Below are 11,380 nucleotides of genomic sequence, written 5' to 3' on the forward strand. Positions count from 1 at the left end.
TCTTACACCAAGGGTATGGTGCTGTTTTAAAAGTTTTTTATTTATATTTTGTGTAACAATTGAAGCAATAGAATTTAGATTTCCAAATGGCTGATCTTGTTTTAATTTATACTGATCTATAACACATGTCTGTCCCCAAGAATTTGGGTTAAAAATATTACCTTGATTCTTTTTTCTGTAAAAACCATTTCCATCATGTAGGTTTAAAACTAAAGATACTTTTTTTGAAAGTATAATTTTTTTAATTTCTTGAACAATCTTTTTGTCTTTATCATTTTTACTTGTAACTGAGAACTTTCTATTCATGTCCCCATTTAAACCTCGTTTATTGGCTTGAATACTGTCTTTATTTAGATTAGGAACGATCCAAAGGTTTTTTGATTTAATTTTATAGTGAGTAGCTAGAATTGAAGCAGCAAAGTACCCACCAGGTTCATCTCCATGTATTCCACCAATAACAAGAAGGGTAGTGTTAGAATCACTATTTTCTTTTTTTATAAGTTGTATATCAGAAGATGCAAATATATTAATACTTAAAAAGAAAAAAAAAGTAATTAAAAATCTAAATTTAATAGTAGGCATTTTATTTTTCAGTCAGAATTTTCATACTCTTAGTTTCATCTAGTTTGACAACTAATGTTTTATCTCCACTAAATTTAAAAGTATCTGATTTATATAACTCTTTAAAAGTTATTTGATATATATTATCTGTGTTAGGGTAAGGAATAACATTAATGCTATTAAATATTATTGTCTTTTTTTCTATTTTTTTAAATACTCTTGTTTTATACTTTTTAAATCTGTCAAATTTCATACCATCAGATCTAACAAAATCACTTGAATAAAAAGCTAAGTATCCATTAATATCATCAAAAAGCCAGCTATATCTCCATGAATATAGTTGAGAAAGCAGAGTTGCTAAAGTTTCTTTGGAAATACCTTTTTTTACTTCATCAGTATTTATTATTAAAAGAGTGTTGTCTATGTCTATAATTTCATTTAAACCCTCTATATTACTGTTATTGATAGCAATGCAGCCTTTTGTAAACTCATCTCTTTTCTGCTCTGTTGGCAGGCCATGTATCCAGATGCCATGCCCATTTTTCCCTCTATATTTATCGTATGTATTAGGATAAGATGTAACAAAGGCTAAAGGCCCATAAAAAGAGTCAAGTTTATTTTCTTTTGTTAGTTTTTTAGTAATTTGATAAATTCCTACTGGAGTTTTCAAATCACCTTCTTTAACTTTATCACCTTTGATTTTACCTGTGAAAGCGCTGTACTCATTTTGAAATCCATAACTATTATTAGTGTCTTTTACATACAAGTTTAGTGTGGAGTTTTCTTTATTACATGTTAATATATTTGGATTTGACTCTAGGTATCCAAAAGTAGTATCTATATCTTTTATATGTTCGCTCCAATATTGAGCTTTTGTAAGATCAAAATCCATCTGTTTTTCTATAGCATTTATACCATTCATTCTATAGTTTGTTAATACATCATTGGAATATAAAGATAAAGTAACTAATAATAAAAAAACTATTTTCACGATTTATATCCTATCTCTTCAAGGTATGCTTTATCCTTAGACCAGCCTTTTTTAACGCTTACTTGTAGGTTTAAATATGCTTTTTTACAACTTAGTCTTTCAATTTTCTCTCTTGCAGATTTACCGATTCTTTTAATTGACTCGCCACCTTTACCAATTATAATTCCCTTTTGAGACTCTTTTTCTATAATAATAGTTGCATTGATTCTATCGATGCCTTCTTCTTCCTCAATAGAATCAATAAGAACATCAGACTCATAAGGTATCTCATCACTTACATTTTCAAAAATTCCTTCTCTAACAAAACCAGCATAAATATCGCGAACAAGTTCACTAGTTAAATCTTCTGGATCAAAAAGAAACGGTGAATCTGGTAAATTTCTTGATATGACTTTTAATAATTCTTCATGACCGATTTTCTTAGGAACAGCAACTGGGATAAGTGCTTCAAACTGATCGGAGAATTGATTATAAGAAGCGATTCTTTTAAAAAGTTTTTCTTGTTTTACTTGATCAATTTTACTTAAAATTATTACGTGCTTGACTTTGTTATTATTTAATTTTAAAAATTTTTCATAGTGCTCAACAGAGTCAGTAATTGGAGCAAGATAAACTATTAAGTCACAATCACCCATTGCTTTTAGAGCTTCATCTAGCATAAACTGATTAAGAACTTTTTCTCTCTCATGTAGTCCTGGAGTATCAACAAAGATAATTTGTGTATCACCATGCATTACGATAGCATTTGAACGTTTTCTAGTTGCATTTGCCTTCTGGCTAACCATTGCTATATTCTCACCTAGTAGTGAGTTCATTAGTGTGCTTTTTCCAGCATTTGGACGTCCAATTAAAGATACGAAACCAGCTTTTGTCATTTTATTGCCTTTTATAATATATATCTTGATAAATCATCGTCTTCAACGACTATATCAAGTTTGTCATGTACAAGTTTATCTGTTACAATAAATTCTTTTTCTTTATAAGCATCTGCTTCAAAGCTAATCTCTTCTAAAACTCTTTCAAGAACTGTATGGAGTCTTCTTGCTCCGATATCTTCTGTTGTCTCGTTTGCTCTATGAGAAAGTTTTGCTATTGCTTTTATAGCTGCATCTTCAAATATTAATTTTACATCTTCAACAGCTAAAAGAGCTTCATATTGTCTAAGTAGAGAACTCTGGGTCTGTGTTAGTATTTGATACAGTGTCTCTTCTGTTAGTGACTCTAACTCAACTCTTAGTGGAAATCTACCTTGAAGTTCTGGGATAAGATCACTTGGTTTAGTAACATGAAATGCACCAGCAGCAATAAATAAAATATGATCTGTATTAATAACACCATATTTTGTAGTTACACTACTTCCTTCAACTATAGGAAGTAAATCTCTTTGAACACCTTCTTTACTTGGGTCATTTCGCCCTTGTGATTTTGCGCTAATAGCAATTTTATCTATTTCATCTAAAAAGATTATACCACCGTCCTCAGCACGTTTTAATGCTTCATTGTTGATATTTGTCATATCAAGAAGTTTATGACTAGCCTCAACCTTCAGTATTGACTTTGCATCTTTAACTGTGACTTCTTTTTTAGTATCTTCTTTGTTCATAGTTTCAAATATCTTAGAAAAAGATTCTTGAACCTTTGCCATTTCGGGTGGAAGATTAGTATCATTAAACTCTAGATTGACTTTGTCAAATTGAAGTTCAATAATCCTCTCATCCATTTCACCGCTTATAACTTTTTCTTCCATAGCTGAAAGAAGTCTTTGATAATCATCTTTTTTGCTTTCACTTGCAGCATCAGGAAGTGCTGGAAGAAGTTTTTCTACTATCTTGTTTAAAACATAATTTTCTATTTTTTCTTTGTTTTGTTCTTTTTTTTCCTGTTTTACTATAGCAATAGATGAAATAACTAAATCACGAATCATAGACTCAACATCACGACCAACAAAGCCGACCTCTGTATATTTACTTGCTTCTACTTTGATAAAAGGAACTTTCATCATCTTTGCAAGTCGTCTTGATATTTCTGTTTTACCAACACCAGTTGAGCCTATCATCAAGATATTTTTTGGCATGATTTCATCTTGTAACTCTTGGGAGAGTTGCATTCTTCTATATCTCGTTCTTAGAGCAAGAGCAATAGTTTTTTTAGCATCTTTCTGAGATATTACATATTTATCTAGATATTCAACTATCTCGTTGGGTGTTAAATTCATTATTTATTTTCCTCTAATATAAGAGTTTTTATACTGTGATTAGTATAGATGCAAAGGTCTGCTGCAATAGATAAGCTTTCACGAACTAGTTTTTCTTCATCTAGTTTGGCATGTTTTTTAAGGGCTCTTGCTGCAGATATTGCATAGTTTCCACCACTACCGATAGACGCTATCTCTCCATCCTCTGGTTCAACAACATCACCATTTCCTGTAAGTATGAAAATGTGCTCGTTATTTAGGACAATCATCATCGCTTCAAGGCGTCTTAGAACCTTATCTTTACGCCAAGCTTTTGAGAATTCAACAACTGATTTTAATAAATCACCTTTTTTATCCTCTAAAAACTCTTCAAACATATCAAAAAGATTAAAAGCATCTGCTGTGCTTCCAGCAAAACCAGCTAGGATTTTGCCTTTATGTAGTGTACGGATTTTTGTAGCATTACCTTTGAGAACTGAGTCTCCAAAAGTAACCTGCCCATCTCCACCAATTACAGCTTTATTTTTGCCTTTGTAAGCAAGTATCGTAGTAGCATCAAACATTTATTCGCCTTGAACATCCACATGTAGTGTAGCGTGAAGACCGTGACCTAATTTAAAATCTAAATCATGTTCACCAACAGTTTTGATTGCTATTTTTTCATTGATATGTTTTTTATCAATTTCAATATTATGTTGTTCTTTAAGTGCTGCTGCAACTTCTTCTTTAGTTACTGAACCAAAAAGATGACCATTTTGACCAAGTTTTTTAGTAATGATGATTTCACATTTATCAAGTTGTGAAGCTATTTTTTTAAGAGCATCTACTTCTTTTTCAAGACTCTCAGCCACTATAAGTTCATCTTTTGCATGTTGAGCTAAAATCTCTGGAGTTGCATGTCTTGCGAAACCTTTTCCAACAAGAAAATTTTTCCCATAACCATCTTTAACTTCTTTAACTTCGCCTTTTTTCCCTAAACTTTTTACATCTTTAATTAGTAATACTTTCATAATATTTTCCTTTAATTTATTTTTCTATTTCGCCGCTAAAAGATACGATACCATGAGTTAGATTTCCTATCTTAGAATATCCCATATCAGTTAAGATTCTTGCACAGTGAGCAGAACGACTACCTACGTGACAATAAAGTATAATATTTTCATCTTTAGACAATTTTGCATCATCGAGAACTTGGAAGAAACTACTTGTTGGAACTAAGGCATCTGAACCTTTTATATGACCCATTTGCCATTCCATATGTTCTCGAACATCTACTAGTTTGAAGTTTATCATATCGATTTCTCTTGCTTCAAGAAGGGACATAAGTTCATCACCATCTAGTTCAGCTTGCTTAACTAAGAGCTCGCACTCTTCTTTTGTAAGACCACGAGAATGAGTATGAACAACTTCTTCCATACCCATCTCAATGCGTTTATTAGCAGCAAATTCAGGTGTACAAAAGATGCCACAGTGACATGTACCAGTTTCAGGTATTTCTTTTTCTATGGCAGGTTTACAAGGGCAAGTTCTATCATCAACACTTTTTGGCTTATCACCAGTAGCATCAACCATAAAACATGGGCAAAATCTTTTTTTATACATCATCTTGTATCTAGCAAGACCCATTTGCACACCCTCATTTACTTCATCTTGAGGATTGTATTCCCAACCAAATTGAGAAACAACTTTGTCTGTAAATTTTATTGTCTTTTGCATTTCAGCTTGAAATTCAGGTGAGTTCATGTCAATTTTAATAATGCTCATATTTTAGGTCCTTTATATTTACTTAATACTTCTTTTTTTACCAGCGATGATTCTTCTTAGTGCATTTAGTTTAATAAAACCTTCTGCATCTTTTTGATTATATACTTCATCTTCTTCAAATGTTGAGTGCTCTTCAGAATATAGTGACATATCTGACTCACGTCCTACTACTTCAATATTTCCTTTGTAAAGTTTTAATTTAACAGTACCTTGTACATATTTTTGTGTAGTGTCAATAGCAGCTTGAAGCATTTCTCTCTCAGGAGAGAACCAAAAACCATTATAAATAAGTTCAGCATATTTTGCAATCATGCCATCTTTCATATGAGCTTCTTCTCTATCTAAACATATAGACTCGATAGCACGGTGAGCTTTTAGCATAATCGTTCCACCTGGAGTTTCATAACAACCTCTAGCTTTCATACCAACAAAACGGTTCTCAACAATATCTATTCTTCCGATACCGTGCTTATTACCATATTCGTTTAGTGTTCTTAACATTGTTGCAGGGCTTAACTCTTTACCATCTATAGAAATAGGGTCACCATTTTTGTAACCGATAGTTATATATTCTTTTTCATCTGGAGCGTCTTGAGGAGAGTTTGACCATAACCACATGCTTTCTTCTGGTTCATTCATTGGGTCTTCTAGATGTAAACCTTCGTATGAAATATGAAGAAGATTAGCATCCATAGAATATGGACTTACTGTTGGGTTACCATCTGCATCTAAGTGCTTTTGGTCAATATTAATACCATGCTCTTTTGCATATGCTAAAAGCTTTTCACGAGAATTTAAATCCCATTCTCTCCATGGAGCAATTACTGTAATGTCAGGGTTTAAGCCAAGGTATCCAAGTTCAAATCTTACTTGGTCATTTCCTTTTCCAGTAGCTCCGTGAGATACTGCATCTGCACCCATCTTGTTTGCAATTTCAATTTGTTTTTTAGCAATAAGTGGTCTAGCTATAGATGTTCCAAGTAAGTACTCACCTTCATAAATAGCATTTGCTCTAAACATAGGGAAAACGTAATCTTTTACAAATTCTTCTTGGATGTCAAGTATAAAAATATTTTCAGGTTTTATACCATTATCAAGGGCTTTTTGACGTGCAGGTTCTACTTCCTCACCTTGACCTAAGTCAGCTGTGAAAGTTATAACTTCAGCGTTATACTCATCTTGTAACCATTTTAAAATGATACTTGTGTCAAGTCCACCAGAATAGGCGAGAACTACTTTTTTAACTTCTTTTTTCATATTATAGAGTTCCTTATAGCAAAATAATTGACGCGATTTTACTATAAAAAAGATTAAAAAATGGTTAGTATGATATTTAATTATTAATAAATGAGTAGAATTAAAGGAATAGTATTTGTGTCAAAAGGGTTAGTTTTGATTACCCTTTTGAATCAAATAGTATACCGGTTACTTCTTGCATTTTTGGAAGAAAATCCATTGCTTGTTCAGCTGGAAACCTTCTTATTATTTTACTCGTTTCTGATTCAATAACTGACACATAAAAAATATCATCTCCATCAACTCCAAATTTTAAGTTAGTACTAATAGGAGCCATTGCTGCATTTAGTTCTATAACTAACTGATTTACTTGATCTTTCGAAGTTACTTTTAGACCTTTATTCGACATGTCTTTTTGAAGTTCTTTTACTAAATCAGCTTGCTTTGGCTGTTTAACTTGTTGTTGTACCTGCTGAGCTACTCTTCCTTGAGCTTCTTGCGTACCTACTTGTGATTGTTGTTGTCTTGCAACATTTGCTATGCCATCCATGACCCACTCCTTATCCAAAGTACATCGACATAATTAAAATTAACTTTAGTTATATTATACAAATTGTTTAATTTCTTTTTTAGAGTCTAAAGATTGTGCTACCCTTTCAGTTATGAATCAGTATATAAAACTATTAAAATCAGAACCAATTCTTGCAAGATTATCAACCATCCAACTTATCGCATACTTCGGTGCATGGTTTAGTAATGTAGCTATATACACGCTTCTTCTTGAACTAAATGTGTCTGCATCTGTTGTTGCATTTGTAGCGATGTTACATTTTTTAGCTGGTGTAGTTCAAGCACCTTTTTCAGGTTCAATAATTGACAGTGTACGACCAAAAAAGCTTTTATTAATTTTGATCAGTGCAGAAATATTTGCAACTTTTTTCTTGATTTTTGTAAATTCAACATCTGATTTGTTACTTTTATACATATTGATATTTATTAAAATGGCAGCAGCGAGTTTTTACTTCACTACTGAGATGTCACTTCTTCCTAAAATATTGCGCGGAGACAAACTTCAGAAGGCAAATGAACTTCATTCAATAATATGGTCGTTTTCATATACACTTGGAATGGCAATTAGTGGATTTGTAGTTTATTGGTTTGGAATAAAAGTCGCATTTATTCTAGATGCACTAATGTTTGTTCTTGGATTTTTTCTTTTATATAATTTAGATATAAAAGTAGAGATTATTAAAACAGGTGAAAATTTACTTCAAATGATGAAAGACACTTTTAGATATCTAAAAAAAACTCCACAAGCCTTGCATCTAATGCTAATCCATGCCTTTGTTGGATTAACAGCCTTTGATGCCTTAGTTGCTTTGATGGTAGATAAGTACTATTCATCAGTTATTGCTACTTCTTTAGCTCTTGGTCTTCTTCATGCATCTCGTGCTATAGGTTTAGTTATAGGGCCTATGCTTATTAGTAACTGGGTAAATAATAAAAAAATAACTTATGTATTTATTGCTCAGGCTTTAGCTGTTTGGCTTTGGGCTTTTATGATGAAAGATTTTTACCTTTCACTCTTAGCAAGTGTTATCGTTGGATTATTTACTACAACTCTTTGGTCTTATACTTATACACTGCTTCAAAAAAATATAGAAGAAAAATACTATGGAAGAATTGTTGCCTATAACGATATGCTTTTTTTAAGTTCAGCAGCATTCACCTCTCTTATGATAGGTTTTTTAGCAACACAGGATTACTCTCTAGAATTTATAACAGTTATTATTGGACTAGGTTTTATACTTGGAGCAATTTATTTTTCTTGGGTTACAAAAACACAAAATATTAAGGATATTTAATGAGTTATGCACTTATAGGAGGTCTTCTATTGAATGTAGGAGCCTTTTTAACGTTTAAGGGAAAAGTTTACGAAGCAGTTTTAGTATATCTTTTTGCAGATGTATGTTGGGTCATAATGGCATATGAGAGAGATGACTTTTATGGGATGATGTCTATTTTACTTGGGGTCACTTTTGGATTATTAGCATTTTTAAAGATGAAGAGTGGAAAAATGAACAAAAACCTAAATCATGAAATAAATGATAAATAAATCAATATATAAACTATAAAAGAGGTAACACAATTTATTCAAGAATATTATCAAATGATACAAAGAGAGTATTTAAACTAGCACTTCCTGCTGCAGTAAAACACTTAGTAGATATTTTACAAATTCTTATTGACATGCTTATGGTTGGTATGGTTAGTGTGTCTGCTCTTGCCGCAGTTGGGATGAGTATGCAGTTTATGATGGTTATAAATGTTTTGATGACACTTTATGTTGTAGGTGGTAATGCTCTTATTTCTAGGTTTATAGGTCAAGGACGAAAAAGAAGAGCATCTTCACTTCTTTATGGATTAACTGTTTTTGCGATTATACTATCTGTTTTTGTAACCATAGGTGGATATTTTGGAAGCTCACATATTTATGAGTTGATGGGGGCATCTGAGGATGTTGTTTCTCAAGGTTCAATGTATTTTAAAATACTTTCTCTTGGAATTGTTGTAATATTTATAGACAATCTACTTTATAATGCTCTCTCAGCTGCAGGAGATACAAAAAGTTCTTTATACATAAAACTATTTTCTGCTGCTATAAATGCTTTTTTAAACTATACCCTTATATTTGGTCATTTTGGTTTTGAAGCATATGGGATAGAAGGTGCAGCATATGCGACAGTAATGGCATATATATTTAATGTTATCGCTTATTATATTCTTCTTAAAAAGCCAAATTCTAAGTTAAACCTTATCCCAATAATACGAATGAAAGATATGAAAAGAGTTTGGAATATTGGTTGGAGTGCAGCCTTAGATAGAGGAATCTCTAGTATGTCATTTTTAGTGTTTATTTCCATAATAACTGCCTATGGTACGCACGGGCTTGCAGGCTATCAAGTTGGTCTTCGTATTGAAGGAATTGCCTTTATGCCAGGTTTTGGTTTTGCAATTGCTGCTATGGCATTGGTTGGTCAAAACTTGGGAGCAGGAAATAAAGGTAGAGCATATAATATGGGAGTGATTAGTGGAAGAATCGCTTATATATTTATGGGAAGTGTTGGAATCGTTTTAATAACAATTCCTGAAGTCTTAGTCTCTTTCTTTACTCAAGATGCAGCGACTATCCAAGTAGCATCTTTTTATCTTATTTTAGTTGGATTAGCTCAAATTCCTTTAGCTATTATGTTCGTATATTCTGGAGCACTAAGAGGAGCCGGGGCAACAAAAACTACACTAAAAGTAAATGTTTTATCTTTATGGTTTTTTAGAGTAATACCATCATACATTGCTTATAAAATGGGTTATGGAATAATTACAATTTTTATTATAATGAATATAGAAACACTTCTAAAAGGCATTATATATTGGTACATATACCGAAAAAGAGCATGGTTAAACACAAAAGTTTAAATTAAAAATCAAAGTATAGAAAACATTAAGCGCCAATTCAAATAGTAAGTGCAACATCTAGTTAAACTGCTGCATAAGATTTCGTAATTGTATCGAAAAATACTTCTGCAGGTGTTTTGTAGTTTAGTATCTTCCTTGGTCTAGCATTTAAACGGTTTTGAACTTCTACAATCTGCTCATCCGTTATGTCCATAAATGGCATCTTCTTAGGAAAATACTCTCTGATTAATCCATTTGCACCCCAAGGGTATTTATCACTTCGTTCGGGCATATGTTCATTTAAACCTCTTTGCCAATAGCAAAGTAAAACTCTGTATCAAGCTTGTTAGCCACTTCTTCATGATATGAGAATTCTTTACCATTATCACTTGTAATCGTAAGTGTATGAGCTTGAATAGGCTTCAATAAATGGATGATTGCATCTGTTACAACTCTTGCTTGCTTGTTTAGCTACCACTTTTTTCATCAGAGTGAATTTTGAATTTCTATCTACAAGAGTAACTATCGCCTGATGATGGTTCTTACCAATAATAGTATCTGCTTCCCAGTCACCAACTCTAGATTTATCTTCTACGATAGCTGGTCTAAATTCAATTGGTATACGGTTCTTGATTTGTCCACGGCTACGGTATGAAGCTGACCTTTTTGTATACTTCTACCGATTCGGCTTTTAAGCTTCTCTTGGTCTGACGGCTGTTGGCCTAGTATTTTTGTGTCTGAGCCATAAGTACAATTTACCACCACTTCGTTTGTTATGATAGATATATCTATATATAGTTTCATGGCTTACAGGTCTTAAGTTTTCAAGAGGCATTCTCCCGCTTATCTGCTCTGGAGACCAACCTTCTCTCATAGATTTTTTTATATAGCTAGTACCCCGATGGCATTTCCTCGCTTCGCTCACGGCATATGCTTCTTTGTAAGTCTTCTGTTTTTGGTTTTATACTGATTTTTAACTCTCTTGAGACTGTTGAGTAATGTACACAAATATTTAAAGCTATGGCTCTTTGACTCAAACCCTCTCTTCTCAATCCACTACTCTTAATTTTTATAAGTGTTGCACTTTAAACTTGAATTGGCGAAGTATAATAAATTAATATGCTTTAAATTTTTATTTAATCTCAACATTTTTGAAAATAGGACAAGCTTGCGACAAT

At 32.3% G+C, this 11,380-nt stretch carries 17 protein-coding genes; 3 read left to right on the forward strand and 14 right to left on the reverse strand.

What is annotated here, in order from left to right; translation table 11 throughout:
* From QZZ48_RS11210 to QZZ48_RS11250, 9 genes are all read right to left on the reverse strand, one after another.
* Positions 1–582 (reverse strand): M99 family carboxypeptidase catalytic domain-containing protein (locus QZZ48_RS11210; protein ID WP_294965748.1); only part of this gene is annotated, 582 nt, incomplete at its 3' end.
* Between the two features lies 1 nt (position 583).
* Entirely contained in the window at positions 584–1,552 is a 969-nt protein-coding gene (locus tag QZZ48_RS11215; protein ID WP_294965750.1) for a L,D-transpeptidase family protein, read from the reverse strand.
* Positions 1,549–2,427, reverse strand: coding sequence for a GTPase Era (era, locus tag QZZ48_RS11220; protein ID WP_294965753.1), 879 nt, complete (start codon positions 2,425–2,427; stop codon positions 1,549–1,551). The genes QZZ48_RS11215 and era overlap by 4 nt, the downstream gene beginning before the upstream one ends.
* An 11-nt stretch (positions 2,428–2,438) precedes the next feature.
* Positions 2,439–3,767 (reverse strand): HslU--HslV peptidase ATPase subunit, encoded by a 1,329-nt coding sequence (gene hslU, locus QZZ48_RS11225; protein ID WP_294965755.1) that lies wholly within the window; start codon positions 3,765–3,767, stop codon positions 2,439–2,441.
* Positions 3,767–4,309, reverse strand: a complete 543-nt coding sequence (gene hslV, locus QZZ48_RS11230; protein WP_294965758.1) for an ATP-dependent protease subunit HslV — start codon at positions 4,307–4,309, stop codon at positions 3,767–3,769. The genes hslU and hslV overlap by 1 nt, the downstream gene beginning before the upstream one ends.
* Positions 4,310–4,756 carry a 50S ribosomal protein L9 gene (rplI, locus tag QZZ48_RS11235; protein WP_294965761.1) on the reverse strand — a complete coding sequence of 149 codons (447 nt, stop codon included), beginning with the start codon at positions 4,754–4,756 and terminating at the stop codon, positions 4,310–4,312.
* Positions 4,757–4,772: 16 nt separating this feature from the next.
* Positions 4,773–5,510 carry a ferredoxin-thioredoxin reductase catalytic domain-containing protein gene (locus QZZ48_RS11240; RefSeq protein ID WP_294965764.1) on the reverse strand — a complete coding sequence of 246 codons (738 nt, stop codon included), beginning with the start codon at positions 5,508–5,510 and terminating at the stop codon, positions 4,773–4,775.
* 18 nt (positions 5,511–5,528) lie between these two features.
* The gene (locus QZZ48_RS11245) at positions 5,529–6,767 is read right to left on the reverse strand and encodes an argininosuccinate synthase (RefSeq protein WP_294965767.1); all 1,239 of its coding nucleotides are present in this window, start codon (positions 6,765–6,767) and stop codon (positions 5,529–5,531) included.
* Positions 6,768–6,906: 139 nt separating this feature from the next.
* The gene (locus QZZ48_RS11250) at positions 6,907–7,296 is read right to left on the reverse strand and encodes a flagellar protein FlaG (RefSeq protein WP_294965769.1); all 390 of its coding nucleotides are present in this window, start codon (positions 7,294–7,296) and stop codon (positions 6,907–6,909) included.
* Positions 7,297–7,408: 112 nt separating this feature from the next.
* Between QZZ48_RS11250 and QZZ48_RS11255 the strand changes: the two genes are divergently transcribed.
* From QZZ48_RS11255 to QZZ48_RS11265, 3 genes are read left to right on the forward strand one after another with little or no spacing between them, the layout of a single operon-like run.
* The gene (locus tag QZZ48_RS11255) at positions 7,409–8,611 is read left to right on the forward strand and encodes an MFS transporter (RefSeq protein WP_294965772.1); all 1,203 of its coding nucleotides are present in this window, start codon (positions 7,409–7,411) and stop codon (positions 8,609–8,611) included.
* Positions 8,611–8,862 carry a hypothetical protein gene (locus tag QZZ48_RS11260; protein WP_294965775.1) on the forward strand — a complete coding sequence of 84 codons (252 nt, stop codon included), beginning with the start codon at positions 8,611–8,613 and terminating at the stop codon, positions 8,860–8,862. Before QZZ48_RS11255 ends, QZZ48_RS11260 begins: the two co-directional genes overlap by 1 nt.
* A 44-nt stretch (positions 8,863–8,906) precedes the next feature.
* The gene (locus QZZ48_RS11265; RefSeq protein WP_294965786.1) at positions 8,907–10,223 is read left to right on the forward strand and encodes an MATE family efflux transporter; all 1,317 of its coding nucleotides are present in this window, start codon (positions 8,907–8,909) and stop codon (positions 10,221–10,223) included.
* 61 nt (positions 10,224–10,284) lie between these two features.
* Here QZZ48_RS11265 and QZZ48_RS11270 read toward each other — a convergent pair whose 3' ends face one another.
* From QZZ48_RS11270 to QZZ48_RS15835, 5 genes are read right to left on the reverse strand one after another with little or no spacing between them, the layout of a single operon-like run.
* On the reverse strand, positions 10,285–10,494 hold the full coding sequence (locus QZZ48_RS11270) for a hypothetical protein (protein ID WP_294965778.1): 210 nt from the start codon (positions 10,492–10,494) through the stop codon (positions 10,285–10,287).
* Positions 10,495–10,502: 8 nt separating this feature from the next.
* Positions 10,503–10,628 carry a hypothetical protein gene (locus tag QZZ48_RS11275; protein WP_294965781.1) on the reverse strand — a complete coding sequence of 42 codons (126 nt, stop codon included), beginning with the start codon at positions 10,626–10,628 and terminating at the stop codon, positions 10,503–10,505.
* Complete coding sequence (locus QZZ48_RS11280) at positions 10,588–10,836, reverse strand: hypothetical protein (RefSeq protein ID WP_366755932.1); 249 nt, start codon at positions 10,834–10,836, stop codon at positions 10,588–10,590. Before QZZ48_RS11280 ends, QZZ48_RS11275 begins: the two co-directional genes overlap by 41 nt.
* 57 nt (positions 10,837–10,893) lie before the next feature.
* Positions 10,894–11,076, reverse strand: coding sequence for a hypothetical protein (locus QZZ48_RS11285; RefSeq protein WP_294965784.1), 183 nt, complete (start codon positions 11,074–11,076; stop codon positions 10,894–10,896).
* A gap of 16 nt (positions 11,077–11,092) precedes the next feature.
* Positions 11,093–11,254 carry a helix-turn-helix domain-containing protein gene (locus QZZ48_RS15835; protein WP_366755931.1) on the reverse strand — a complete coding sequence of 54 codons (162 nt, stop codon included), beginning with the start codon at positions 11,252–11,254 and terminating at the stop codon, positions 11,093–11,095.
* Positions 11,255–11,380 lie beyond the last annotated feature (126 nt).

This window comes from Sulfurimonas sp., from assembly GCF_016744025.1.
Lineage (GTDB): Bacteria > Campylobacterota > Campylobacteria > Campylobacterales > Sulfurimonadaceae > Sulfurimonas.

Bases quoted from the DNA above. Each gene is read 5' to 3' on its own strand.
- QZZ48_RS11255 (WP_294965772.1), top strand. From the start codon at position 7,409: ATGAATCAGTATATAAAACTATTAAAATCAGAACCAATTCTTGCAAGA.
- rplI (WP_294965761.1), bottom strand. From the start codon at position 4,756: ATGAAAGTATTACTAATTAAAGATGTAAAAAGTTTAGGGAAAAAAGGC.
- QZZ48_RS11250 (WP_294965769.1), bottom strand. From the start codon at position 7,296: ATGGATGGCATAGCAAATGTTGCAAGACAACAACAATCACAAGTAGGT.
- era (WP_294965753.1), bottom strand. From the start codon at position 2,427: ATGACAAAAGCTGGTTTCGTATCTTTAATTGGACGTCCAAATGCTGGA.
- QZZ48_RS11285 (WP_294965784.1), bottom strand. From the start codon at position 11,076: ATGAGAGAAGGTTGGTCTCCAGAGCAGATAAGCGGGAGAATGCCTCTT.
- hslV (WP_294965758.1), bottom strand. From the start codon at position 4,309: ATGTTTGATGCTACTACGATACTTGCTTACAAAGGCAAAAATAAAGCT.
- QZZ48_RS11270 (WP_294965778.1), bottom strand. From the start codon at position 10,494: ATGCCCGAACGAAGTGATAAATACCCTTGGGGTGCAAATGGATTAATC.
- QZZ48_RS11245 (WP_294965767.1), bottom strand. From the start codon at position 6,767: ATGAAAAAAGAAGTTAAAAAAGTAGTTCTCGCCTATTCTGGTGGACTT.
- hslU (WP_294965755.1), bottom strand. From the start codon at position 3,767: ATGAATTTAACACCCAACGAGATAGTTGAATATCTAGATAAATATGTA.
- QZZ48_RS11260 (WP_294965775.1), top strand. From the start codon at position 8,611: ATGAGTTATGCACTTATAGGAGGTCTTCTATTGAATGTAGGAGCCTTT.
- QZZ48_RS11240 (WP_294965764.1), bottom strand. From the start codon at position 5,510: ATGAGCATTATTAAAATTGACATGAACTCACCTGAATTTCAAGCTGAA.